Origin of the sequence: Umezawaea sp. NPDC059074 (genome assembly GCF_042738955.1) — a bacterium.
Classification (GTDB): domain Bacteria; phylum Actinomycetota; class Actinomycetes; order Mycobacteriales; family Pseudonocardiaceae; genus Umezawaea.
Genome location: NZ_JBHYHC010000137.1, coordinates 1 through 24,303, shown reverse-complemented (window position 1 = coordinate 24,303; position 24,303 = coordinate 1). Strand labels below are relative to the sequence as shown.

The 24,303-nt window shown below is 72.4% G+C and carries 25 protein-coding genes; 13 read left to right on the top strand and 12 right to left on the bottom strand.

Annotation, left to right across the window (positions count from 1 at the left end; genetic code table 11):
- A partial coding sequence (locus ACFWW9_RS38365) for a hypothetical protein (protein ID WP_390387405.1) occupies nt 1–993 on the top strand: 993 nt, incomplete at its 5' end.
- Between the two features lie 16 nt (nt 994–1,009).
- Here the strand turns inward: ACFWW9_RS38365 and ACFWW9_RS38360 are convergent.
- On the bottom strand, nt 1,010–1,684 hold the full coding sequence (locus ACFWW9_RS38360) for an SDR family oxidoreductase (RefSeq protein WP_390387403.1): 675 nt from the start codon (nt 1,682–1,684) through the stop codon (nt 1,010–1,012).
- Nucleotides 1,685–1,754: 70 nt separating this feature from the next.
- Here ACFWW9_RS38360 and ACFWW9_RS38355 point away from each other — a divergent pair, with 70 nt between their 5' ends.
- A complete protein-coding gene (locus ACFWW9_RS38355) occupies nt 1,755–2,585 on the top strand; it encodes a LysR family transcriptional regulator (RefSeq protein ID WP_390387401.1) in 831 nt (276 codons plus the stop codon).
- On the opposite strand, the gene ACFWW9_RS38350 is transcribed toward ACFWW9_RS38355, so the two are convergent.
- On the bottom strand, nt 2,557–3,186 hold the full coding sequence (locus ACFWW9_RS38350) for a TetR/AcrR family transcriptional regulator (protein WP_390387399.1): 630 nt from the start codon (nt 3,184–3,186) through the stop codon (nt 2,557–2,559). The two genes, ACFWW9_RS38355 and ACFWW9_RS38350, sit on opposite strands and share 29 nt — an antisense overlap.
- Before the next feature lie 110 nt (nt 3,187–3,296).
- On the opposite strand from ACFWW9_RS38350, the gene ACFWW9_RS38345 reads away from it, so the two are divergent.
- The 3 genes from ACFWW9_RS38345 to ACFWW9_RS38335 are packed head-to-tail and all read left to right on the top strand — an operon-like array spanning nt 3,297 to nt 5,587.
- Nucleotides 3,297–4,355, top strand: coding sequence for a medium chain dehydrogenase/reductase family protein (locus ACFWW9_RS38345; protein WP_390387398.1), 1,059 nt, complete (start codon nt 3,297–3,299; stop codon nt 4,353–4,355).
- Nucleotides 4,352–4,969: a TetR-like C-terminal domain-containing protein gene (locus ACFWW9_RS38340; protein ID WP_390387396.1), complete on the top strand. Its 618-nt coding sequence runs from the start codon at nt 4,352–4,354 to the stop codon at nt 4,967–4,969. The genes ACFWW9_RS38345 and ACFWW9_RS38340 overlap by 4 nt, the downstream gene beginning before the upstream one ends.
- Before the next feature lie 18 nt (nt 4,970–4,987).
- On the top strand, nt 4,988–5,587 hold the full coding sequence (locus tag ACFWW9_RS38335) for an ABC transporter permease (protein WP_390387395.1): 600 nt from the start codon (nt 4,988–4,990) through the stop codon (nt 5,585–5,587).
- Nucleotides 5,588–5,590: 3 nt separating this feature from the next.
- On the opposite strand, the gene ACFWW9_RS38330 is transcribed toward ACFWW9_RS38335, so the two are convergent.
- Genes ACFWW9_RS38330 through ACFWW9_RS38320 form a run of 3 tightly spaced genes read right to left on the bottom strand, consistent with a single transcriptional unit; the run spans nt 5,591 to nt 9,161 of the window.
- Complete coding sequence (locus tag ACFWW9_RS38330) at nt 5,591–7,663, bottom strand: xanthine dehydrogenase family protein molybdopterin-binding subunit (RefSeq protein WP_390387393.1); 2,073 nt, start codon at nt 7,661–7,663, stop codon at nt 5,591–5,593.
- The gene (locus tag ACFWW9_RS38325) at nt 7,660–8,649 is read right to left on the bottom strand and encodes an FAD binding domain-containing protein (protein ID WP_390387392.1); all 990 of its coding nucleotides are present in this window, start codon (nt 8,647–8,649) and stop codon (nt 7,660–7,662) included. Before ACFWW9_RS38325 ends, ACFWW9_RS38330 begins: the two co-directional genes overlap by 4 nt.
- Nucleotides 8,646–9,161, bottom strand: a complete 516-nt coding sequence (locus tag ACFWW9_RS38320; protein ID WP_390387390.1) for a (2Fe-2S)-binding protein — start codon at nt 9,159–9,161, stop codon at nt 8,646–8,648. Before ACFWW9_RS38320 ends, ACFWW9_RS38325 begins: the two co-directional genes overlap by 4 nt.
- A gap of 253 nt (nt 9,162–9,414) precedes the next feature.
- On the opposite strand from ACFWW9_RS38320, the gene ACFWW9_RS38315 reads away from it, so the two are divergent.
- From ACFWW9_RS38315 to ACFWW9_RS38300, 4 genes are all read left to right on the top strand, one after another.
- Complete coding sequence (locus ACFWW9_RS38315) at nt 9,415–9,738, top strand: hypothetical protein (RefSeq protein WP_390387389.1); 324 nt, start codon at nt 9,415–9,417, stop codon at nt 9,736–9,738.
- Nucleotides 9,738–11,483, top strand: a complete 1,746-nt coding sequence (locus ACFWW9_RS38310; protein WP_390387387.1) for a hypothetical protein — start codon at nt 9,738–9,740, stop codon at nt 11,481–11,483. The genes ACFWW9_RS38315 and ACFWW9_RS38310 overlap by 1 nt, the downstream gene beginning before the upstream one ends.
- 178 nt (nt 11,484–11,661) lie before the next feature.
- Nucleotides 11,662–11,871: a hypothetical protein gene (locus tag ACFWW9_RS38305; RefSeq protein WP_390387385.1), complete on the top strand. Its 210-nt coding sequence runs from the start codon at nt 11,662–11,664 to the stop codon at nt 11,869–11,871.
- A 99-nt stretch (nt 11,872–11,970) separates the two neighbouring features.
- Nucleotides 11,971–12,552, top strand: coding sequence for an HAD family acid phosphatase (locus ACFWW9_RS38300; RefSeq protein WP_390387384.1), 582 nt, complete (start codon nt 11,971–11,973; stop codon nt 12,550–12,552).
- Between the two features lie 45 nt (nt 12,553–12,597).
- Here ACFWW9_RS38300 and ACFWW9_RS38295 read toward each other — a convergent pair whose 3' ends face one another.
- Nucleotides 12,598–13,440, bottom strand: a complete 843-nt coding sequence (locus tag ACFWW9_RS38295; RefSeq protein ID WP_390387383.1) for a hypothetical protein — start codon at nt 13,438–13,440, stop codon at nt 12,598–12,600.
- A 104-nt stretch (nt 13,441–13,544) separates the two neighbouring features.
- Nucleotides 13,545–13,883 (bottom strand): hypothetical protein, encoded by a 339-nt coding sequence (locus ACFWW9_RS38290; protein ID WP_390387381.1) that lies wholly within the window; start codon nt 13,881–13,883, stop codon nt 13,545–13,547.
- A gap of 214 nt (nt 13,884–14,097) precedes the next feature.
- Here ACFWW9_RS38290 and ACFWW9_RS38285 point away from each other — a divergent pair, with 214 nt between their 5' ends.
- Nucleotides 14,098–15,237 carry a hypothetical protein gene (locus ACFWW9_RS38285; RefSeq protein WP_390387380.1) on the top strand — a complete coding sequence of 380 codons (1,140 nt, stop codon included), beginning with the start codon at nt 14,098–14,100 and terminating at the stop codon, nt 15,235–15,237.
- Here ACFWW9_RS38285 and ACFWW9_RS38280 read toward each other — a convergent pair.
- Nucleotides 15,234–16,358: an erythromycin esterase family protein gene (locus ACFWW9_RS38280; protein ID WP_390387378.1), complete on the bottom strand. Its 1,125-nt coding sequence runs from the start codon at nt 16,356–16,358 to the stop codon at nt 15,234–15,236. The genes ACFWW9_RS38285 and ACFWW9_RS38280 overlap by 4 nt on opposite strands.
- A 150-nt stretch (nt 16,359–16,508) precedes the next feature.
- On the opposite strand from ACFWW9_RS38280, the gene ACFWW9_RS38275 reads away from it, so the two are divergent.
- Both ACFWW9_RS38275 and ACFWW9_RS38270 read left to right on the top strand, forming a co-directional pair.
- Nucleotides 16,509–17,039, top strand: coding sequence for an RNA polymerase sigma factor (locus tag ACFWW9_RS38275; RefSeq protein WP_390387376.1), 531 nt, complete (start codon nt 16,509–16,511; stop codon nt 17,037–17,039).
- Complete coding sequence (locus tag ACFWW9_RS38270; RefSeq protein WP_390387374.1) at nt 17,036–17,767, top strand: hypothetical protein; 732 nt, start codon at nt 17,036–17,038, stop codon at nt 17,765–17,767. The genes ACFWW9_RS38275 and ACFWW9_RS38270 overlap by 4 nt, the downstream gene beginning before the upstream one ends.
- Nucleotides 17,768–17,816: 49 nt before the next feature.
- On the opposite strand, the gene ACFWW9_RS38265 is transcribed toward ACFWW9_RS38270, so the two are convergent.
- The 4 genes from ACFWW9_RS38265 to ACFWW9_RS38250 all read right to left on the bottom strand — a co-directional run bounded on the left by ACFWW9_RS38265 (nt 17,817) and on the right by ACFWW9_RS38250 (nt 21,183).
- A complete protein-coding gene (locus ACFWW9_RS38265) occupies nt 17,817–18,458 on the bottom strand; it encodes a lytic polysaccharide monooxygenase (RefSeq protein ID WP_390387373.1) in 642 nt (213 codons plus the stop codon).
- 121 nt (nt 18,459–18,579) lie between these two features.
- Nucleotides 18,580–19,212 (bottom strand): hypothetical protein, encoded by a 633-nt coding sequence (locus ACFWW9_RS38260; RefSeq protein WP_390387371.1) that lies wholly within the window; start codon nt 19,210–19,212, stop codon nt 18,580–18,582.
- Between the two features lie 145 nt (nt 19,213–19,357).
- A complete protein-coding gene (locus tag ACFWW9_RS38255) occupies nt 19,358–20,041 on the bottom strand; it encodes a response regulator (RefSeq protein ID WP_390387369.1) in 684 nt (227 codons plus the stop codon).
- Entirely contained in the window at nt 20,038–21,183 is a 1,146-nt protein-coding gene (locus ACFWW9_RS38250) for a sensor histidine kinase (protein WP_390387367.1), read from the bottom strand. The genes ACFWW9_RS38255 and ACFWW9_RS38250 overlap by 4 nt, the downstream gene beginning before the upstream one ends.
- A 220-nt stretch (nt 21,184–21,403) precedes the next feature.
- On the opposite strand from ACFWW9_RS38250, the gene ACFWW9_RS38245 reads away from it, so the two are divergent.
- Nucleotides 21,404–24,100, top strand: coding sequence for a lectin (locus ACFWW9_RS38245; protein WP_390387365.1), 2,697 nt, complete (start codon nt 21,404–21,406; stop codon nt 24,098–24,100).
- Nucleotides 24,101–24,303 lie beyond the last annotated feature (203 nt).

The window sequence follows — 24,303 nt, the reverse complement described above, 5'->3', positions numbered from 1 at the left end:
ATGATCACCTCGGTGGTCGCGCTGGCCCTGACGGCCGGGCTCGGCCTGGTCGGGTCGTCCCTCGACGAGGACGCCAGGTCGCAGGCCACGATCGAGACCGTGGGCCGGATCTCCGACGGGTTCCGGCCCCCGGCCGACGAGACCGTGGTGGTGTGGCGCGACAAGGGCAAGATCGAGGAGTCGACGCCGGTCGTGCTCGACGAGCCGGAGAAGTGGCGGGCTGGGCAGGAGGTCCGGCTCCGGTACGACCTCGACGAGGGCAGGGACCCGAGCGCGACCGCGGGCACCAGGAAGTCCGAGCGGAACACCGTGATCATGCTGGAGCCGGGGATCCGCCACGCGGGCGAGGACACCGCCTGGGACTTCTGGTGGCCCGCGGCGGTGATCGGCTCCGCGTTCGCGCTGGCGCTGCTGGCGTGGACGGCCCGGTGGCTGCTCAACCGGTCGGCCGCGGCGGCGGACCCGATCCCGATGCGGGTCCTCGTGGTCCGCAGCCGCGGCAACGTCCAGCGGGTCGACAACGGCACCGTCGCGCACCTGCTGCTCGCCCCGGCCGACTCCCCCTTCGACCCCGCCCGGCTCGAACGGGTGGTGCCGCGGATCCTGCCCGGCACGCGCTGGCAGCGCGTGCACTGGGACACGACGATGGAGCACATCGCGCCGGGCCAGGTGCTCGCCGTGCGCGAGAGGACCGGGTTCGGTCGCCGGGCGGTGGTCGAACACCCGTCCGGCCACCGGTTCCAGCCCGCAGGCGGACTGCGGGACCAAGGCCCGCGCGGCATGGTCCACACCGTCCAGTTCCTCCGCCCCTACCCGCGGGCCATCGAGCACGTCCGGATGCCGTTGATCATCTGGCTGCTCCCGTTCGTCGTCGGCGGCTCCGTCGGGACGAACACCGGGTTCGTCTTCGGCTCGGTGCTGTTCGTCGCCGGGACGTCCATCGCGGTCTCGTTCGCGTGGGCTTGGACGGGTCCCGCGCCGAACGACGTCTGACCCGTCCGCGGCGGACCTACCAGGCGACGGGCCCGTCCTCGTCGAAGAAGCCGCCGGTGGGGCCGTCGTCGGCCAGGGTCGCGAGGCGGACCGCGCTGGTCGCGCCCTGCTCGGCCGTGCGGTACCCGGCGTGGTTGTTGAGGTCGGTGGCGCAGTAGCCGGGGCAGGCCGCGTTGACGCGCAGGCCCGGTTCGGCCTTGGCGTACAGGACGGTCACGGCGTTGAGGGCGGTCTTGGACGGGACGTAGGCCAGCGACGGCGGGGACTGGCTCGTCGGGATGCCCGCGAGGGAGCCGACCGTGCTGGACACGTTGACGATCCGGCCGTGCTCGGACTTCCGCAGCAGCGGGAGCAGGGCGTCGGTGAGGGCGATGACGCCGAACACGTTGGTGTCGAACACCTCCCGGATCGTCGGGACGTCGGCGTCGCCGGGGGCGTTGAGCCTGCCGCCGGTGATGCCCGCGTTGTTCACCAGGACGTCGAGCCGCTCCAGGCCCGCCGCGGCCCGCCGGATGGACTCCGGGTCGGTCACGTCGAGCTGCACGAACGTCGCCCCGACCTCGGCGGCCGCCTTCTCGCCCTTCTCCGGGTCCCGCGCGCCGAGGTAGACGGTGAGGCCTTGGTCGACGAGCTTCTTCACGATCTCCAAACCGATGCCCTTGTTGGCCCCGGTCACCAGTGCTGTGGTCATGTCACCCAGTGTTGTCGCAGGTCAGCGCGGGGTCCAAGACCATCTGGGTGGGTATCGATACCCTGGGAGTATGGATTCACGGGAGCTGCGCTACTTCGTGGCGGTCGCGGAGGAGCTGAACTTCGGCCGGGCCGCGACGCGGCTCGGGATCGCGCAGCCCCCGCTGTCGCGCACCATCCAGCAGCTCGAACGCCGGATGGGCGTCACGCTCCTGGACCGCACGAGCCGCGCGGTCGCGTTGACCACCGCGGGCGAGGTGCTGCTGCACGAGGGCAAGCGGGCGCTGTCGGCGTTGACGGCGGCGGAACGGCGGGCCCAGCGCGCGGGCGGGGCGAACCTGGTGCTGACGATGAAACCGCTCAGCGACGGCGGTCTGCTGGAGAAGATGCTGGCCACGTTCGCGGCGGACCCGGCGGCGGTCGACGTGGAGATCCGGATCTGCGGCATCGGCGAGCAGGCGACGCTGCTGCGCGAGGGCGAGGTGGACGTGGCCCTGCTGCGGTTCCCGCACGACGAGCCGGACGGGTTCGCCTACCAGGAGCTGCTGACGGAGCAGGACGTGGCGATCCTGCCCCTCACGCACCGGCTGGCCGACCGCAAGTCGCTGACCATGGCTGACTTGAGCGGCGAGGTGCTCCCCCGGTGGCCGGGCCGCCCGCCCAACGGTGGTCCGCTGGTCCGCGACTCCGCGCAGCTGCTCCAGCTCATCTCGCTGGGCCGGGCGATCGCGCTGCTGCCCGCGTCGGTCCTGCACCACCTGCGCACGGACCTGACGAGCGTCCCGGTGGTCGACGCCCCGAGTTCCACGCTGGCCATCGCGTGGCCGGAGGACACCCGGTCCCGGCCGCTGGCCGCGCTCGTCGAGGCCGCGGTCACGGCCGCAGGTGGGCGAGCGCGGTGATGATCCGCTCGGCGATGTCCGCGGGCCACGGGTAGGCGACCGTCACGGCCCGCTGGTGGGCCAGCCCGTGCAGCCCGATCCACAGGGCGACCCCGTCGGCGGTGAGGTCGTCGCTGGTGGCGATCCCCGCCTGGACACAGGCGTCGAGCGCGTCGACCAGCAGCTTCATGCTCGCGTCGCCGAGTGAGGCGAGGTCGGCCTCGGTCACGGTGGTCGCGGCCAGGTCGGGCATCCAGAGGCCGCCGAACATCGTGCGGTAGCGGCCGGGGTGGCGCTGGGCGAACTCCAGGTACGCCTCGCCGAGGGTGAACAGGCGGGTGCGGGGGTCGTCGCCCGCGCCCGCCAACGCGGCCAGCAGCTCCGCCTCCAGTTCGGCGAAGGCCTGCCGCACCACGGCCATCATGATGCTCGGCTGGTCCGGGAAGTGCCGGTAGATCGAGGGCGCGGCGATCCCCACGCGCCGGGCCACCGCGCGCAGCGTGACCGCCCCCTCGTCGCCGGTCTCGTCGAGCAGGTCGACCGCCGCGGCCACGATGTCGTCGCGCAGGCGAGCGCCTTCCCCGCGGGGGTTGCGGGCGCGGGTCGTCGTCTTGTCCACCATGGCCGTCAGCTTACAGGACAAAACTTACTCGTGTTAGGCCTTGCGCTCGCTTCGCTAACAGTCGTAGCCTTACGACCGTAACTACAGCGGCTCGACCCGAGGAGAACCCCGTGAACAGCACCGTCACCACCACCCGCGCCACCGAGGTCGTCCTGCCCGGCAAGGTCGAGGTGGACGGTCTCGAGATCACCGTCCGCGACCTCCCCGCCCCCGCCGCGGGCCAGGTCGTCCTGCGGATGGACGCGACCGGCGTGTCCTTCGCCGAGCAGCAGATGCGCCGCGGCAAGTACTACGACCAGCCCGCGTTCCCGTTCGTGCCCGGCTACGACGTCGTCGGCACGGTCACCGCCGTCGGCGCGGACGTGGACGCCGCCCTGGTCGGCGGTCGGTTCGCCGCCGTCACGAAGATCGGCGGCTGGGCCAGCTCCCTGCTGGTCGAGGCGGCCGACCTGGTGGCCGTGCCGGACGCCGTGTCCGCGGCGGCCGCGGAGACCGTGGCGGTCAACGGGGTCACGGCGTGGCAGATGATGCACCGGTCCGCGAAGGTCCCCGCGGGCGGCACGGTCGTCGTGCTGGGCGCGAACGGCGGCGTCGGCTCCACACTCGTGCAGCTCGCCCTCCACGCCGGGATGACGGTCATCGGCACCGCGTCGCCCCGGCACCACGACGCCCTGCGCGAGCTGGGCGTGACCCCGGTCGACTACCGCGACCCGGCGATGTACCAGCGGATCCGGGCGATCGCGCCGGACGGCGTGGACGCGGTGTTCGACCACGTCGGCGGCGCGGCCATCGCCGACTCGTGGGCCCTGCTGCGCAAGGGCGGGACGCTGGTGTCCTACGGCACCGCCGCGACGAAGGACGACGAGGGCAACTCGCAGCTGCCCGTGCTGAAGTCGTTCGCCCGGCTGCTGCTGTGGAACTACCTGCCCAACGGCAAGAGCGCCCTGTTCTACAACTTCTGGGCGGGCAAGCGGTTCCGCCCGGCCGCGTTCCGCGCCCGGCTCCGCGACGACCTCACCAGGGTGCTCGCGCTGGTGGCCGACGGCGTCCTGTCCCCGCAGATCGCCGCGGAGTTCCCGCTGTCCCAGGCCTCGAAGGCGTTGGCGCTGGCCGAGTCGCGCACGGTCGCGGGCAAGGTCGTCATCGTCCCCGACGCGCCCCGGTCATGACCGTCGGGGCGCCGCGCGCGAGGAACCGCCGTGGCGAGGGCGACCTGCTGCGCGCCGAGATCCTGGCCGCCGCGACCGACCTGCTCGACGCCGCCGGGGACGCGCGGGCCGTGACCCTGCGAGCCGTGGCCCGCGGTGTCGGGATCGCCGCCCCGTCGATCTACCCGCACTTCCCGGACCAGCTCTCCATCGTGGTCGCCGTCGTGCGGCGGGCGTTCACCGAGCTGACCGACTGGCTCCGGTCCGCCGCCGACGCGGCGGGCGAGGACCCCCGGCGGCGGCTGCACGCCGTCTGCCGGGCCTACCTGGACTTCGCCCGCCACCACCCCGAGCGCTACCGCACGATGTTCGGCGGCATCTGGACCGCCGACCGCGCCGTCTCCCCCGCCGTGCCCGCCGACCTGGGCTCGGACGCCCTGCGGCTCGTCACCGACTGCCTGACCGCCTGCGTCGCGGCGGGCCAGTGCACCAGCACCGATCCCGCCGCCGACGCGGTCGCGCTGTGGGTGGGCCTGCACGGGCTCGCCCACCAGCGGGCCGTCTCCCCGGCGTTCCGCTGGCCCGCCGACATCACCCGGCGGATCGCCGATCCCCTGTCCCACCTCGTCCCCTGACTCCCGGAGGCACCAGCCATGAGCACCGCGACCCTCACCGCCCCGACCACCGTCCGCGCCGTCCGCACGGGCGAGGTCGACAACCGCGCCACCTACGTCAGCTTCGGCCTCGCCTACGTCCTCGGGCACGGCGCGGCCGCCCTCACCAAGGGCGCGGACCCACTGGTCGCCCTGCCCGGCTGGCTGCCGATGACCCTGCTGGGCCTCGGCCTCGCCGCGGGCACCTACTACAGCACCCGCGCCGCGCTCCGAGCCCAGCGCGGCGCGGCCGAACCGGAGGTCCTGTCCGGACAGCTGCTCGGCGCGTCGTGGGTCACCGGCTTCGCCGCCCTGTTCCTCGCCATCACCGGGCTGGCGTCCACCGTGGACGTCGGCGACCTGCAAACCGTGCTCTGGCCAACGGGTTCCGGCCTCGTGGTCGGCCTGCTCTACCTGGGCGAGGGCGCGGCCCGCCGTAACGTCCTGCACTACTGCCTCGGCACGTGGCTGGCCCTGGTCTCCGCCGCCGCCCTCTTCCTGGACTCGACCGGTCCCTTCTGGGTGCTCACGGTCGCCGGCGGTGGCGGTTACGCGGTCTCGGCGCTCCTGGAACGCCGCCGCCTCGCCGCGCTGGCCTGACCGTCACCCCACCTCCAGCACGCGGTCCAGCCGGAGCGGCAGCGTCCGCTGCCGGGTCCCGGTGGCGTGCCAGACCGCGTTGGCGATGGCGGCGGCGGTGCTCACGGTCCCGATCTCCCCGACGCCCTTGAGGCCGGAGGGGTCGTCGGGCTCGTGGTCGGCCACGAAGTGCGCCTCCACCTCGGGGACGTCGGCGTGCGACGCGATGTGGTAGCCGGCCAGGTCGGTGTTGAGGTGCCTGCCCGACACCGGGTCGCGAACGCCCTCCTCGTGCAGCGCCATCGACAACCCCATGATCATCCCGCCGACGAGCTGGCTGCGCGCGGTCAACGGGTTGACCACCCGGCCGACGGCGAACGTCCCGAGCAGCCGCCGCACCCGCACCTCCCCGGTCGCCAGGTCGACGGCGACCTCGGCGAACACGGCGCTGAAGGCGTGGCGCTCCTTGGGTTCCAGCGCGCCGATCGCCTGGGCGGTGTCGGCCGTGACCGTCAGCGGCCTTTCCGGGTCGGACAGCCGTTCGCGCATCGCGGCAGCGGCCTCGGTGATCGCCCACGACCACGACGTCGTGCCCCTGGAACCGCCGGCGACCCAGGCGAACCCGAGGTCGCTGTCGGCGATGCGGAGCCGGATCCGCTCGGCGGGCACACGCAGCGCGTCGGCCGCGACGGCGGTCAGCGCGGTGCGGGCACCGGTGCCGATGTCGGTGGCGCCGATGGCCACCGTGAACGTCCCGTCCGCCTCCGCGGTGATCGCCGCGGACGACGGGATCGCCCCGGAGCTGAACGACGCCACGGCCACCCCGGTCCCGACCAGCAGAGGGCCTTCGCGCCGGGTCCGAGGCCGGTGGTCGCGGTCGGCCCAACCGAACCGGCGGGCACCGTCCCGCAGGCACGCCACCAGGTTCCGGCCGCTGAACGGCAGGCCGGACACCGGGCCGACGACGGGCTCGTTGCGCAGCCGCAGCTCGATCGGGTCCAGGCCCAGCCGGGCGGCCACCTCGTCCACCGCCGACTCCAGGGCGAACGAGCCGGGCGTCGCTCCCGGTCCGCGCATGGAGAACGGCGGCAGGGTGTCGACCGGGACCGCCGTGAGGCGGGTGCGGATCGCGGTCGCGGCGTAGAGCGTCTTGGTCAGCTCGGCGCAGTTCTCCACGTACTCCGCGAGCGGCGACACCGAGTACGCCGGTTCGTGGTGGATGGCCCGCAGGCGGCCGTCCGGGTCGGCGCCGATCCGGACGCGCTGGTCGGTCGCGGGCCGCATCGAGGTCGCCAGGAACACCTGCTCACGGGTGAGCGCGACCCGCACCGGCCTGCCGAACCGCGTCGCCGCCATCACCGCGAGGATCAGCTGCGGGCCCACCCCGCCCTTGCCGCCGAAGCCGCCGCCGACGTGCTCGGACCGGACGCGCACCTGGTCGGGCCGCAGGGAGAACAGCGCGGCCAGCGTGCCCGCGGCGAAGAACGGCCCCTGGTTGGCGTCGATCGCCTGGAGGCGGTCGCCCTCCCACCACGCCGTCACGGCGTGCGGCTCCATCGCGCAGCAGTGCTGCTCGGGCGTGCGGTACCGCGCGCCGACGACCACCGCCGACGCGGCCAGCTCGGCGTCCACGTCGCCGACGTCCGCGTCGGGGCCGTAGATCGTCAGCGCGGGCCGGGCCGCGGGGTGCTCCGCCGAGAACGCCGTGTCGTGCGGCTCCTCCACGTAGGTCACCGGCAGCGCCCCGGCCGCCGCCCTGGCCTGTTCGAGCGTCTCGGCCACCACGAGCGCCACCGGACGGCCCGCGTGCGGGACGACGTCGTCCTGGAGCAGCAGAAGTCCCGCGTCCGGGCCGAAGAACATGCCCGCCTCGGGGTTGAGCCGGGGCGCGGAGCGGTGGTCGATCACGCCCAGCACGCCGGGCATCCCCAGCACGGCGGCCGTGTCGATGGACCGGATCCGGCCGCGCGACACCGTGGACACGACGACCCACCCGTGGAGCAGGTCCTCGACCGGCTCGTCCGCGGCGTAGCGCGCCCGCCCGGTCACCTTGGCCCGGCCCTCGATCCGGGGCCGAGCGGTCCCCACCTCGCTCATCCCTCGCCCCTCTCCCAGAGATCGGTCAGGGTGGACACGACCAGGTTCCGGGCCAGGTCCACCTTGTACCCGTTGTCGCGCAACGGTCGCGCGGCCGACAGTTCGGCGTCGGCGGCGACCCGGAACCGGTCCGCCGTGGCGGGACCGCCCAGCAGCACCGCTTCCGCCGCCCGCGCGCGCCACGGCCGCGAGGCCACCCCGCCGAACGCGATCCGCACGTCGCTCACCAGTCCTTCGTGGACGGTCAGCGCGGCGGCGATCGACACCGTGGCGAAGGCGTAGGACGCGCGCTCGCGGACCTTCCGGTACCGCGACCACCGCGCCACCTCCGCGTCCGGCAGGTGGACCGCCGTGATCAGCGCGCCCGCCGGCAGCACCGTCTCCCGGTGCGGCGCGTCGCCGACCGGTGGGTAGAAGTCCGCCAGCGGGACCTCGCCCGCACCGTCGAGCGTCTCGTAGCGCACGACGGCGTCGAACGCCGTCAGCGCCACGGCCAGGTCCGACGGGTGGGTGGCCGCGCAGTGGTCGGTCAGCCCGAGGACGGCGTGGTTGTGGTGCTCCCCCGCGATGGCCGGGCACCCGCTGCCGGGCGCCCTCCTGTTGCACGGCTGCGAGGTGTCGGCGAAGTAGCCGCACCGGGTCCGCTGGAGCAGGTTGCCGCCGACCGTGGCCATGTTCCGCAACTGGCCCGACGCGCCCGCCAGGACCGCCTGGCTCACCGCCGGGAACCGGCGGCGCACCTCGGAGTGGGCCGCGACCGCGCTGTTGGTGGTCATCGCACCGAGGACGAGGCCGTCGTCCGCCTCGCGGACGCCGTCGAGCGGCAGGAACCGGACGTCCACCAGTCGCGCGGGCGCCTCGACGCCGACCTTCATCAGGTCCACCAGGTTCGTGCCGCCGCCGAGGTAGCGGGCCCCGTCGGTCTCGGTGACCAGGGCGAGCGCCTCGCGGACCCCGGTCGCGCGCCGGTAGGAGAACTCCCTCATCGCGCCGCCGCCTCCAGCACCGCGCGCACGATCGCCGGATACGCCCCGCACCGGCAGAGGTTGCCGCTCATCCTCTCGCGCACCTCCGCCGCGTCCAGGTCCGGCACGGGGCCGTCGGCGGTGATCGCGCTGGGCCAGCCCTCCGCGTGCTCGGCGAGCATCCCGACCGCCGAGCACAGCTGCCCCGGCGTGCAGTAGCCGCACTGGAGGCCGTCGAGCCGCACGAACGCCTCCTGCACCGGGACCAGGTCGCCGTCACCCGCGAGCCCCTCGACGGTGGTGATCTCCGCGCCCTCGGCCGCGACCGCCAACGTCAGGCAGGACACCACCCTCCTGCCGTCGAGCAGCACCGTGCAGGCGCCGCACTGACCCCGGTCGCACCCCTTCTTCGGCCCCGTGAGACCGATCCCCTCCCGCACCGCGTCGAGCAGCGTCGTGCGGTTGTCGACGGTCACCGGGTGCGCCACCCCGTTGACCCGCAGGGAAATCCCACCGCCGGTGTCACCGGACATCGCTCCTGCCCTCCTCTGGCCACTGTGGACGGACGTTCGCCGCTGTCCTCCATGCAACCAGCCGCGGACCGGAGCGGAGAGCCCAAAAGTGGCGGCTCACTGCACAATCCTCGCGATCCGGGTGGTCCCGGTCACGTGATGACGCGCAGGTGAACTTCCGCCGACCGGGCCCGGTCGGTTCGGCGAAGTCGACCAAGATCGTCCTCGGGCACTGGCATCCTCGGAAGCGTCGCAAGCCGTCGAAGGGAAGCCCGTGTCCGACTTCGTCTCCGTGGACGTGGCGCACCTGTCGCGCCTGAGCCAGGAGTTCCGGGACTCGGCGACCGCGCTGCGGGCGCGGATCCAGGAGTTCGAGGCGCAGACGGCGAACACCAACGGCGCCTACGGCGAGACCCCCAACGCCGCCGCGGCCGAGCGCGAGTACCAGGCGACCGCGCGGGAAACCCTGGCGCGACTGGAGAAGATGCACAGCGACCTGCTCGCCACGGCGGGCACGCTCGACGAGCAGGCCCGGATGTACGACACGACCGCGCACGACGCCGAGCACGACGTCGACGACCTGAACCGGTCGGTCTGATGGGGGACGCGCTGGCCGAGGTCGGCCTCACCAGCCCCGGCGGCGACGCCCCCACCCTGCACCGCAACGCCCAGGGCTGGGCCGACATCTCGGCGTTCCTCGACCAGCACAGCGCCCGCGTCGCGGACCTCACCGCCTACGGCGTGTCGAACTGGCAGGGCCCCGGCGCGGAGGCGTTCGCCCAGCGCGCCCAGGTGCTCGCCCAGGACGCCGCGGGCACCGCGCAGACCACGGCCACGATCGCCGCCGAACAGCAGCAGCACGCCAAGACCCACGAGATGGTCGTGCAGATCATCACCGAGCTCGCGGTGCAGATCGGCGTGATGCTGGCGTTCTACGCCGCCGCGGCCGCGTTCCCCGCGCTGCTCGCCTGGGCGCAGGCGTGGCTCACGTACCTCATCACCACCGGCGTCCGCGTCCTGCGGATGCTCGCCTCCGCGCTCAACGCCCTGGTCCGCTTCCTGGTCCGCGCCCGCGCGTGGATCACCAAGGTCATGGACCTGTCCTGGAAGACCTCCCGGTTCACCGTCGGCTACGGCCGAGCGGCGGTGGAGGGCGTCCGCGACATCGCCATCGACCTCACCGCGAACCTCGTGTCGCACGGCATCCAGGGCAAGAAGATCGACCCGGCGCAGCTCTTCATCAGCGCGGGCATCAGCGGCGTCGGCGGCGGGCTCATCGGCGGGCTGGAGAAGAGCGGCTACAAGAAGGTGCTCGACGAGGCGGGCCACGTGAAGCTCGGCGACGACGGGCTGCCGAAGTTCGTCACGTTCGACAAGCAGCTCAAGGTCTCCGGTCCCCCGCCCGCGCCCAAGCCGCCGCCCGTCGTCACGAACGCCTCGCGACTGCTGGACGACGCCAAGGGCGCGTACGGCGCGGCGCGCGACCTCGGCGTGCGCGGCACCCGCGGCGAGGGTGACAAGCTCGCGGCCGACCTCGGTGGCGCTCGCGCGGCCCACGCCGACGCCGTGGCGAGGAACGTCCGGGCCACGGCCGACGTCCACCGCACCACGACCGACCTCGCCGACTCCGCCCGCACCGTCCGGGCCTACGACAACGCCGCGTCCGCCGCCAGGACCCGTGCCGCCGAGGCCGAGACGATGCTGGACGTCTACCGCACCACCGGCAACGCCAAGTGGATCGACGACGGGGTCCGCGACCTCGCCGACGCCCGCCGCACCGTGACCGCCGCCGACTCCGGCCTCGCCGACGCCAGGACCGCGTACGCCAAGGCCCAGGACGACCTCGCCGCCGCGACCCGCGACGCACAGCGGTCCGGCGACGACATCACCGCGGCCGCCGCCCGCCGCGACGCCGCGGCCGCCCGCGAACAGGCGTGGCAGACCCTCGTGGACGCCCGAGCCGCCGCCCGCGACCAGACCACGATCGGCGAGCAGCTCGCGTTCATGCGCGCGCAGAACGACTGGGCCCAGTCGTTCGGATCCCCCAAGCAGTGGCGCGAGACCCTCTTCTACGACGTCCCCAAGGACGTCGTCAAGGGCATGTCCACCAACGCCGCCAAGTCCGCCGTCGAGGTCGCCAGGGGCAACGGCGACCCGAACGACATCTGGAAGGACGCGCTCCTCGGCGGGGCCACGGGCGCGGTGCGCGGCGGCGTGAACTCGGTCGCGGGCAACACCGCGTTCCCCTCCGGGGCGATCGAGGAGACGCTGTGGAAGATCGGCAGCAAGACCATGGACGACTACGCGCGCCGCAAGATCGAGGAAGCCACGTACGGCAAGTAGCGGCCCGGCGCTGAGCGCATTTTCGTCAGCGCCGATGTCTTGGCGGTACCGGCATTTCCGGCGAGGGCGTTTTTCAGTCAACACTGAAGCAATAGAGGTAACCGCTCCGGTGACCCTGGTCGTGGAGCGCGACTCGAACGCGACGGTTTTTGTCGGTGGTGGTTGCTAGCTTTCGCGGGTGATCCAGAACGAGCTGATGACGGCCGCCGAAGACCTGTTCGAGGGCCAGTGGTTCCTGCACGTGCCCGCACCGGGGATGCCGGGGTGGCCGTTGCAGGTGGCGACCCGTGAACTCGACGGGCCGTCGGTGCGGATCGTCACCACCGACGACGTGCGGGAGGTCGTGTCCTACGCGCGCGACCGGCAGGTCCCGTTGCTGCGGAGCTGATCGTGACGATCGTTCACGTTTCTGCCGAGCGGAGTTCACGGGGAGTGCGCGGGTGGAGCCCTAGGGTGATCACCACCTGCTCACCCGAAGGGTTCCCCTGTGACAAACCGCCTTCGCACCAGCGTCGCCGTGCTCGCCGCCGTCACGGCGCTGACGGTCGGCGTCCCGGCCACGGCCTCCGCCGCGCCGCTCGCCCTGCCGTCGTACGAGACGTGGATCTCGGACGTGACCGCGGTGACCGACACGGCCTCGGCGTACCTGCGCACCCGCCTGCCCGACCCGGCGGCGCGGACCGCGATCGTGCTGGACATCGACAACACCGCCCTCCAGACCACCTACCGGCCCGCCATCACCACCCCGGCGACGGAGCCGGTGCTCGCCGTCGCCAAGCAGGCGTCGGCGGCGGGCGCGGCGGTGTTCTTCGTGACGGCCCGCCCCGAGGTGCTGGGCTGGCCGACGGAGGGCAACCTCAAGGCCGTCGGCTACCCGGTCGCCGGGATCTACCTGCGGCCGTGGTTCAACTTCGACTCCGACGAGAAGATCAAGACCGCCGCGCGCACGTCCATCGAGAAGCTGGGCTACCGGATCGTGGCGAACATCGGCAACAACGACAGCGACCTCGCGGGCGGGCACGCCGACCGCGGGTTCAAGCTGCCGGACTACGACAAGCAGCTCTCCTGACGGGCGTCCCGGCTCGCGGCTGACCGCCGCGGGCCGGGGCACGGGTCAGGCCAGGGTCGCGTAGTCGGCGCGGAACAGCCAGTCGGCCGAGTCGGCGGGGTTGGAGTCGCCGTACAGGAAGTCGAACGAGGTGAAGTTGCCGACGACACCCAGGTCCTTGATGTGGTTGTCGCCCGCGTCGCCCGTGGCCAGGTTGTCCAGGTCGAAGCCGCGGATCACCTTCTCCCCCGCCACGGCCGCCCGCGACGCGCTGCCGACGGCGTGCGCCGAGCTCAGGATCGTGGTGATCGTGCCCAGCCGGGCGCGCGGCACCCAGACGTAGCTGACGTCGTAGGTGAAGCGGTCGTCGCCGTTCAGGTCGCGGAACGCGGTCGTCAACGAGCCGCCGTTCTCCAGGACCGCGATCCGGTCGAGGTGGTGGTCGGCGTTGTCGTAGGTGACCCGGAACCCGCTGAGCACGAACACGAAGTCGCCCGCGGGCCGGGTGTTCAGCGCCGTGGTGCACTGCCCGGCGCAGGTCCCGTGGAACGTGCCGGGCACCAGCCCGGTCGGGTCGACCCGCTGGTGCGACACGCGGTAGGTGTACTGGTCGTCGCCGTTCTCGTCGGCGAACCCGACCTCCACCGCGAACTGCTGCGGCAACGGCATCGCCGACACCGTGCGGATGTGGTGGTCCTCCGACGTGTAGTGGTACTGGAACCGCGACAACAACGGCGTGCCCGCCGCGAACGTCGTCCGGAACACCGTCCCGTTGGCCGTCCCGGACACCTCGTCCAAGGCCTGGATCCCCACCTGCGGAGCCGCGCCGGCCACACCGGCCATCCCCACCATGGCCACCGCCACGGCCCCGGCCAACACCTTGCGGCGCAAGAACTTCCGAGTGAACACAGTCTTCCCCTCGTAGAAACGACACCCCGTCCCGAGCGGCCCACCAGCCCGACCACCCACACACCGAGGCGTTCCACCCCCGTTCCACGCCGTTCCACCGGAGATCAGGAACCCGAGTCCCGCAGCCACGCACCGAGGGTCGCGTAGTCGGCGTCCCGCAGCCCATGGCGTGGATCGACGCGGTGCAGGAGGGCAGGTCCGGGGTGGTGAGCGGCGACCCAGGCGCGGTCGGTGTCGGCGCTCTCGTCGTCGACCCAGGCGAACGGCCGTCCGCCCGCCCACTCGACCAGGGCGAGGGTCTTCCAGTGGAGCCCGTTCCCCGCGTCGAGGGCCGACGGCGGGTGGGGATCGGTGGTCGGTGCGAAGGTCGGGTGGTGGGTCGTGCCGAAGGGGATGAGGGGGCCGTCGACGTCGAGGAAGAGCATGGGGCGCGGTGCGGGCACGGGCGGACGGTAGTCGGGGTCGGTGGTGAGGTCGGGTGTGAGGAGGTCGTCGGGCTCCTGGGCGCGCCGGAGTGGGTGGTGGCGTGAAACGATCTCCTGAGCGCCCGCGACACCTCGGGTGTGGCCGCCGTTCGCCAGGGGGATCGTCGATGATCGTGATCGTGCCTGCCCGAGTGCCGGGGACCGGCACCGCCGCCGCGTCGGAGCCGCGGTCATGAGCGGCGTCCGGTTGGCCCGCGACTACGACCCCGGCGAGGTGTTCGCCGATCAGCCGCTCGGCGCGCGGTTCAGCGCCGACCTCGTCCACCTGCTGGAGGGGGTGCGTGCGCCTGCCGCTACTAGCGACTGGGAGGCGTGGCTGCGGGAGGTGGAGGCCGTGTTCGGGCCGACGTTGACCCGGCTGGTGTTCCCGCTCGACGGGCCGGTGGCCGTGCCGGACGTGCCGCAGGCGAACCGGCAGCGGTGCCGCACGTGGGCGCGGCGGTGGATCGAGGCGGCGACGACGGCTCCGCTGCCGTGGTCGGCCGCGCGGATGGCCGTGGCGCGGCTGTACCTGCTGCTGCTCGCCGCGGGGGTGTGGGGCGCGGACGAGGGCTGGCGCGCGGACCTGCGGGACCTGGTGCTCGCGCTCGTGCCGACGGACGCGGAGGACCAAGAGTCGCCCGGCCAGGTCATGACGCACCAGACGTCGGTGATCGCGGTGTGCCTCGCGCTGCTGCTCCAGGACGCCAGTCCGCACGGCGGCGGCAGGCACGACGCCATCGCCAAGACCGCGTGGGACACGGCGGGCGAGTGGGCGGCCTTCGCGGAGCCCGAGGTGGTCGCGCGCTACCTGCACGTCTCCGACCAGGCCTACGCCCGCGTCGCCACCGAGGCCGAGGTCGCCGCCGTGATCGACCTGGCCATGGCCGCGGCCGACGACCCGCACGCCGAACTCCGCGACGCGTTCGAGCGCGAGGGCGTGCCCGCGACGCTCGTCGACGGCGTCTGGGTGGTCGACGGCGAGTTCCGCAACCCGCGCCGGGTCGCGGCCCAGGTCGCGACGATGGCGGCCCCGGCGTGCGTGGTGCTCGCCCGCAACGCGACCAAGGCCGCCCTCGTCCTGCGCGACGGCCCGACCGTGGTCATCGCCGAGTCGACCGCGCCGCGCTGGCGGATCTACCGGCTGACCCCGCTGAGCACCCCGCTGTCGCTGCTCGGCGGTGACGACGGCCTGCCCAGTTCCGGCACGCAGCACCCGCTGTCGCCGGTCCCCCAGCCGATCCGCGACCTGGCCGAGGCCGCGGGCGTGGACCTCCTGATGCTCATGGCCGCGATCCGCATCGCGTCGCCCACGGTCCGGGGCACGCGCTAGCGGCCGGTGACGTGCAGGACCGCGTCGGCCCCGTCCAGGGTCGGCCGGTCCAGCGGGAAGTAGCCCTGCGCCGGGGTGGTGTCGGTCCGGGTGCGGGCGGGTGCGACGTCGTGCGCCCGCACCAGGCCCCAGCCGGTGACCGCGTGCTGGAGCGCGCCCTCGTAGGTGTCCGGGTCGGGCTCGCCCAGCCCGAGCGCCGCGCTGCGGCCCAGACTCCCCGCGACGAACGCGTACCGCTCCCCCACCAGCGCCCCGACGATGGAGCCCGCGCTCGACCAGCACAGGTCCATCCCGCCCAGGTGCCACCGGCTCGGGTTGCGCTGGAGGTGGAGGTTCTGCGCGAAGACCAGCGTCGGACCCCTCCCCGTCTCGGCCGCGCGGATGTCGAGGAGGTTGCGGGCCATGAGGGCGTCGCGGACACCGAGCTGGCGGGACACCCGCGTGGCGCGCTCGACGTGCTCCGCCGACTGCCGGTGGTAGCGCAGCAGGCCCAGCCCGGCGGTGAGGTGGACCTCGGCCCTGGTCCACGCGGCCCGCGAGGTGGCCGCGATCAGCTCCGGGGCACGCGCGTGCAGCGTGACGAGCAGGTCGTCGGCGATCACCCGCAGCCGGTCGGCCTCGGGCGTGGCCCCGACGGACTCGTTCGGGTCCATGATCGCCTCGGTCCGGCTCCACCGCTCGTCGTCGCCCGCGAGCGCCGCGAGGTCGACGTCGAGCCCCAGGTAGGCGCGGACGTGGTCGAGGTGGCGCAGCGGGCTGGGCGCGCTCATCATCTCGATCGGGGCGTCGAAGCCGTGGAACGCCACCCGGTCCGCGGGCGGGAGGTGCTCGTTGTGCTCGCGCAGCCAGGCGACCAGCCGCCGGTTGCCGTCCAACTCCCCGAAGCCGGGCGAGAAGCCCTCCCGCATGACGCCGTCGAGCGTTCCCCCTCCCCCGCGCACGTAGTCGTCCACGGCGAGCGCGGCCACGCGGTCGGTCTCCAGGGCGACGGACCGGAAGCCGAGGTCGACCAGCCGGACCAGCAGGTCGTTGCGGATCAGCGGGAACGCCGGTTCGAGGTGGGTCGGCTCGCCGAGGGCCAGCAGGTCGCATGACGGGGAGAGGAAGTCACGGATGTCCATGGGCTTCAACCGTATCGTTGAAGCTCTTGTGGAGACTTCACCGCGCTCTGCCAGCCGGTTTCGAAGAAAAGCCTCAACTCGGCGGAAAGAGGTGTGACACCTGTGCCACGGCCGGACAGGTAGTGGGTGTAAGGCGGATGAAGGGGCGCGATGAGCAGTGACGACGATCGTGAACGGCGCTTCCGGGCGCTGCACGGGAACACCTACGCCGACCTGCTGCGGTTCGTCGGCAGACGGGTGCCGTGGAGCGAGGCGGAGGACGTGGTGGCCACCGTGTTCCTGACGGTGTGGCGGCGGCTGGACGACGTGCCGGAGGACGCGCGGCCGTGGCTGTTCGGCATCGCCCGCAACGTCCTGGTCAACCAGGCGCGCGGGTGGTCGCGGAAGCGGGCGCTGGACGTGCGGATCGAGGCCGAGCCGGAACGCGTGGAAGCCGACGGCGCGGAGCGGACGGCGGCGCGGGTCGACCTGGAACGGGCGTGGCGGCGGTTGACGGCCGCCGACCGCGAAGTGCTGGCGCTGGTGGCGTTCGACGGCCTCACCGCCGCGCAGGCCGCGGAGGTGCTGGGGTGTCGCCGCTCCGCCTTCGCGATGCGGCTGGGCCGGGCCCGTGACCGGCTGGCGCGGGCGATGGGCCCGGCGGACAACGACGCACTGGACTGGACGGGAGCGCGGGCGTGAACGACATGGAGCAGCTCAAGGCGTTGGACCCGGCGCGCGGCCACGAGCCGTCGCCGGAGCAGTGGGCCCGTGCCCGCGCGGACGTGGAGCGGATCGTGCGGGCTGCCCCCGCCAACCCGTGGCCGCGGCGGGCGGTGCTGGGCGCGGCCGCCGCGGCGGTCGCGGTGGGGATCGTGGCGGTGTCCACGGTCGTGCCCGGCGCGACCGAGAAGGCGTTCGCGTCGTGGACGCCGCGGCCCGGCACGGTCGAGGGCGAGCAACGGCTGGCCTTGGCGCGGACGTGCGCCACGTCGTGGGGCGGGACGTCGGTCGCGCCGGAGGACGTGCTGGTGGCCGAGAGCCGGGGCACGTCGTCGCTGGTGATCATGAAGAAGCCCGGCGGGGCGGTCGCGGAGTGCATGACCGTCGTGCCGGACGAGGTCTTCGGCTGGCAGCAGCTGACCGAGGGGCCGGTGGCCACGCCGCCGGGGACGACGACCACGTTGGAGACCATGAGTTCCCGCGGCAGTGGCGACTCGGCTTACTCCAGCATCGTCGGGCGCGTCGGGCCGGACGTGACGGGCGTGGACGTGCGGCTCGACGACGGCCGGGTCATCGGCGCGAGCGTGGCGTCGGGCTGGTGGACGGCGTGGTGGCCGGGTGAGCAGGGCGGGCAGCCGGAGCGGACGTCGGTCGTCGTGCACACCGCGGCGGGCAGCACGACGCACAACCCGATGGAGCTGCCCTAGTGGACCGGGAGGTCCGGCGTTCTCGGGGGACGCCGGACCTCCCGCCCGGTCAGAACAGGACGTCGTTGCAGAGGTAGAACGCCTCGGTGCTGTCCGGCAGCACGCGCTGCCAGATCGTGAAGATCACGTGCCGCCCGGACTTGCCGCTGGGCAGCCGCGTGGCGATCGAGTAGACGTCACCCGACAGCGGCGGGTTGCGGACCGAGTTGAACTGCTCCAGGTCCGACCAGCGCAGCGGCACCAGCGGGTTGTAGCCGTTCTTGGTGACGTACGACGTCCAGATGCCGTCGTGGTCGGCGGTCTCCTTGATCTTGAACGTGAACGCCGCGCCGGAGGTCAGCCGCGTGGCGGGCCAGTCGTTGCGGGCCAGGTTCAGCCCGGCGAACTTCAGCCTGCCCGCGCCGCACAGCTGGCCGTCCGGGATCAACGTCCGCGAGTTGCCCGCGGCGTCCAGCCGGTTGACCTCGTCCCAGTCGTAGAAGGCTTGCGTGCCACCGAGTTTGATGGCGGCCTTGCACGCGGCCGACCTCGGCTCCTCCGGGTCCTCGAGCAGCCCGCACTGGTAGGTGCGGCTGGGCGGGACCATGGTCGACCCGTGGGCGAACGCCGGACTGGCGGGCAGTACCGCGGAGAACACCAGCGGCACCGCCGCCAGCACGGCGAACACGGCGGCTTTCCAGCGCTTGGACATCACGGACTCCCTCTTCGAGTGGCGTCATGCAGTCGCGCGGCTCGACCCATGAGGATTCCGTGAGGATAAAATGGTCTAGTCCATTCCCGCTAGCGCTGTTCGGCGGAACCCGTACCAGCCCTCAGCCGCGCTCCTCGTCGATCCGGCTCGCCTCGTAGATGCCGGTGACGATGAACTCCTCGCGCTGCTCGTCCGACTCCGACTGGAGCACCGCCGTGGCGCGCGTCCAGACCTCGCTCCCCTGCACCGCCCGCTGCCACAGGGCGAAGACGAAGTCCCACGACGACCCGTCCAACTCCTCCTTCGGCACGTCGACCCACCCGATCTCGGCCGCGGCGGCGAGGCGCTGCCGATCGCGCACGGCCTTCTTCCCGTCCTCCACCCGATCGCGGTCGGCCGCCTCGAAGACGCCGACCTGGATGAACTCCCGGCAGGCCGACTCGCTGCCCAGGTTCGTGAACGCCGTCGCGGCGGCCTCCTTGACCTGGCTGCCCGCGCGGGCCCGCACCCACAGCGCGATGACGAAGTTCTGGTCCGTCATCGCGGCCATCGCGGGCGTGAACTCGACGCCCGCCGCCTGAGCCGCGGCGGCCTTCTCCTCGACACTGGACTCCGCCGCCTGCGCGGAAGCCGAAACGGACGGGCTCGGCGCGGCCTGCGCGGGCACCGCCACCACTCCGGCCACCACGGCGGCGGCCACGGACAGCGCGGTCATCCCGCGCACGCACACTCGAACCACACTGGATCCGGACATGGGTCGATCCCCCCTCGCACTGGTACGACTCGCCCGCGACCGTGGCACGGACCAGGCGTTGTTCACAACCCGTCGTGAGGATCACCACCGGCGGACTTTTCCCACCCCTGTGGGAGAAACCCGTACTCGGTCCACTGTGGACGAACTACAGCCCCGACGTGTCGTGCGGCTCCACGAGGCCGTGGTGGTGGGCGAAGCGGACCGCGTGGACGCGGTCGCGGAGGCCCAGCTTGGCCAGCACGCGGGACACGTGGGTCTTCACGGTCTGGGTGCCCACGTAGAGCTGGTCGCAGATCTCGGTGTTGGTGTAGCCCGCCGCCATCAGCAGGAACACCTCGTGCTCGCGGGCGGTCAGGCGGTCGATGCCCGGCGCCGGTTTCCGGGTGGGAGCGGTGGGGACGAGGGCGTCGGCGAGCCTGGGCGCGAGTCGACGGGTGATGGACGGGTCGATGTAGGTGTCACCCCGCGCGGCGACCCGGATCGCGGTCACGAGTTCTTCCGGCGGCAGGCTCTTGAGGATGAAGCCGTTGACGCCGGAGTCCAGTGCCTCGCGGACGTAGTCGTCGGCGTCGAACGTGGTGAGCAGGACGATCTTCAGGCTTCGGGGGGCCGAGGCCACGAGTTCGCGGGCGGTGGCGAGGCCGTCGAGCTTGGGCATCCGAACGTCGAGGACGACCAGGTCGGGGTTGTGGGTCCGGGTGGCCTCGACGGCGCTGTACCCGTCGCCGACGTCGGCCACGCAGGTCATGTCGGGCTGGGCGTCCAGGACCGCGCGCAGGCCGGAGCGGAACATGGCGTGGTCGTCGGCGATGACGATGCGCAGGGTCATGAGGTCGCTCCGGTCGGCATGGTCACGCTCGTCTCCCAGTACTGGCCGTCGGCGGTGGGGCCCGCCGTCGCCGTGCCGTCGAACGCCCTGGCCCGCTGGCGCATCCCCCGCAGGCCGCGGCCGGAACCCTGCTGGGCCACCGGGGACGTGCGCCGGGAGGTGAGCCGGTTGCGAGCGGTCAGGGAGACGGAGTCGACGCCGTAGTCGAGTTCCAGCCGGACGGCCGTGCCGTCGCCGTGGCGCAGCGCGTTGGTCAGCATCTCCTGCGCCACGCGGTAGAACGTGGTGTCCACGGCGGGCGGCAGCGGGCACGGGTCGTTGTAGACCGCGAGCGCCACGCGCAGGCCCGCGGCGCGGACGCCGTCGACCAGTTCCCGGAGCTTGCCCAGTCCCGGCAGGCCCGCGGACTCGCCGTCGTGCAGCAGGTCGAGCAGCCGCCGCAGGTCCACCATGGCCGCCCGGCCCGCCGACTCGACCGCGACGAGCGAGTCCGGCACGGGTCCGGCCAGGGTCATCCGGGTGGCGGCGGCGTGGACGCCGATCGCGCTGATGTGGTGGGAGATCACGTCGTGCAGGTCGCGGGCGATCGCCTCGCGCTCCCTGGTCACGGCCTCGCCGACCTCGGCCTGGGCGTCCCGCAGCTGCGCCTCGCGCTGGCGGCGCAACTCGTCGACGTACTCCTTGCGCGCGGTCGTGTACCGGCCGACCAGCCACGGCAGCACGGTGTTGGCGGTCACCAGGGTCACGACGGCGAACGGGTTCGTCGCGCCGCCGATCCACAGCGACGACAGCACGCCGAACGCCATCGCGACCACGGTCGCCGCCGCTGGCCTGCCCCGCAGCCACGCGCCCGCCCGGTACGCGGACACCAGCTGCCCGGCCGTGTTCACGCTCCGGCCGGGCAGGACGAGCGCCAGCGCCGGGAGCAGGACGGCGTGCGCCAGCGCGACCCACCCGGAGTACCGGGGCGCGGTCGCGAGCGCCGCGTCGGCGACCACCAGGCCGACCAGCACCACGGCCTCGAGCGGTCCCACCGCCTCCGGTCCCCTGGTCAGGAAGCTCACCGCGTCGGTGACCAGGCACACCGCCGCCACCAGAACCGACTGCCGCGCGAGGGATCGCGCCGTTCCTCCGTCGAACACGCGCACAGTCTGGCGGCCCGCGGCCACGCGGTAGTCACTCCCCAGGGGGACGCCGCGCGATGACATCGTCGTCGGACGAACTGGCTCCGACCCGTCTTGTCCGCCGGACAACGGCGGGTGAACCGAGGTTGCGCCGCGCAGCGGGTTACCGGTTGGCCGTTCCGGTGGGAAAATCCCCAGGTGACAACGTTGTCACCTTCCTCGCCCTGCAGGAGGAACCATGCGTCTTCGCACCGTCGCCCTGGCCGCCGTGACGATCGCGGCCCTCGCCGTCCCGATAGCGGCGGGCACCGCCCAGGCGGCGTCCGATCCGGCCCAGTACGTCAACGCGCTCGTCGGCACGAAACCCGGCGGCCCCGACTTCGGCCACGGCGGTGGCGCGGGCAACACGTTCCCCGGAGCCGTCGCGCCGTTCGGCATGCTCCAGTGGAGCCCTGACACCGTCACGCACCAGCACGGCGGCTACCACTACGACGACAACCGCATCCGCGGCTTCAGCCTGACCCACCTGTCGGGTCCGGGGTGCAGCGACTTCGGCAACATCCCGTTCATGCCGACCCTCGGCACCAGTCCGGTCGGCTACTACACGTTCAACCACGCCAACGAGATCACCCAGCCCGGCTACTACTCGGTGGCCTTCGACAACGGCCTGCGCACCGAGCTGACCGCCAACCAGCGTTCCGGCGTGGCCCGCTTCACCTACCCCGCGGGCCAGCGGGCCTCGCTGTCGGTCGACGCCGCCAAGGCGTTCAACGCCGCCAGCGGCACCATCACCATCGGCACGAACACCCTGTCCGGCTACACCGACAGCGGCGGCTTCTGCGGCGCGGGCAACCGGTACCGGCTGAACTTCACCGTCACGTTCGACCAGAACTTCAGCACCGCGGGCGTCGTCGACGCGCAGGGCAAGGTGGACGAGTCCCGGCGCACCATCGAGGGCAAGAGCGAGCAGCAGCTGCCGCCCGAGCCCAAGACCGCCGAGACCCAGAAGCTCCCGTCTCCCCCGGCCGTGACGGCCCAGGACGTGCAGCCGTTCGCCGCCTCGGCGTTCGTCTCGTTCCCCACCAACACCGTCACCGCCCGCGTGGGCATCTCCTTCGTCAGCCTCGACGGCGCGAAGGCCAACCTCGCGAACGAGACCGGCACGAAGTCGTTCGACGAGGTGAAGGCCCAGTCGCGGGCCGCGTGGAACGGCTGGCTGAGCCGCATCGACGTCACGGGTGGCACGACGACGCAGCTCCGCACGCTCTACACGTCGCTGTACCACTCCCTGTTGCACCCCAACGTCTTCAGCGACGTCGACGGCCGTTACACCGGCTTCGACAACCAGGTGCACACGACGAACACGGTGCAGTACGCCAACTTCTCCGGGTGGGACGTCTACCGCTCCCAGATAGCCCTGGTCGCCCTGCTGGCCCCCAAGGAGGCGTCCGACATAGCGCAGTCGGCCGTGAACCAGGCGGCGCAAGGCGGCTACTTCGACCGCTGGACGGTCGCCAACGGCGGCACGGGCGTCATGAACGGCGACCCGATGGCGATCATCGTCTCCACCGTCCACGCCTTCGGCGGCACCACCTTCGACACCGCGCAGGCCTTGCAGCGCATGGTCGCGGGCGTCAACGACATCCGCCAACGGCCGGGCTGGTTGCAGTACAACACCTACGGCTACGTCCCCACCGGCCTCCCGGACGTCTGGGGCTCGGCGTCGACGACCCTGGAGTACACCAGCGCCGACTTCGCCATCAGCCAGTTCGCCTCCCGCTTGGGCGACTCGGCCACGGCCGAGAACTTCCTCCGCCGAGCCCAGAACTGGCGCAACCTCTTCGAATCCGGCCAGAAGTACCTCAAGCCGCGCAACACCGACCTGAGCTGGCCCGCGTTCGACCCCGTCCAGGAGAACGAGTACGTCGAGGGCAACGCCGCCCAGTACACCTGGATGGTCCCGTACAACCACCGGGGCCTGTTCGACGCGATGGGCGGCAACAGCGCGGTCGTCTCCCGCCTGGACACGTTCTTCACCGAACTCAACGCGGGCCCGAAGAAGCCCTACGCGTACCTGGGCAACGAACCGACCCTCAACACCCCGTGGGCCTACGCCTACGCGGGCGCACCGGCCAAGACCCAGGACGTGGTCCGCCGCGCCCTGACCTCCATCTTCACGCCGGTGCCGGAAGGCTTGGTGGGCAACGACGACCTGGGCGAGATGTCGTCGTGGGCGGTCTGGGCGGCACTCGGCATGTACCCGGAGGCCCCAGGCCGCTCGGACCTGGTCCTCGCCAGCCCCCAGTTCCCGCAAACCACCATCACCCGAGGCAACGGCAAGACCATCACCATCATCGCCGCGGGCGCGTCCGACTCGGCGAAGTACGTGCAATCACTGCGGGTCAACGGAACCACCAGCACGAAGCCGTGGCTGCCGTCGTCGTTCGTGGCATCGGGCGGCACCCTCGACTACACCCTGGGCACCTCGGCATCGACGTGGGGCTCGGCAACGGCAGACGCCCCACCCTCTTTCGACGTGGGCCCGACCCCAGCACGAACGGGAGCGATCACCGGTCTCTCCGCCAAGTGCGTGGACGCCGACCCGGCGGTCACGGGCAACGGCGCGGTGGTCCGCCTCTGGGACTGCAACACCTCGGCGGCCCAGCAGTGGACCCTCGCCTCGGACGGCAGCCTCCGCGCAGCGGGCCGATGCCTAGACGTGGCCAGCAGCAGCAGGTCCAACAACGCCAAGGTCCAACTCTGGACCTGCAACGGCACCGGCGCACAACAGTGGTGGCCGAAAGCGAACGGCGCACTGGTCAACCCACCCTCAGGCCGCTGCCTGGACGTCCCCAACAGCAACCCGGCAAACGGCACCCAACTACAGATCTACGACTGCAACACCACCACAGCCCAACAGTGGCGGGTTCCGTAAACACTAAAAGATAATTTAGAAAAGCAAAAAACAAAACCACCAAACCAAACCAAGTCCGATGGCGACCCCGCTGGAACCGGCGGGGCCGCCACGGAACGTGGCCGATTTGACATGGGGATTTCGGCCTTATACTGGTTGTCGGGCGGGACTCTCTTTGGACCGCCTTTTACGCCCGACAAAGGCCGAAATGAGGGGCCCCATGT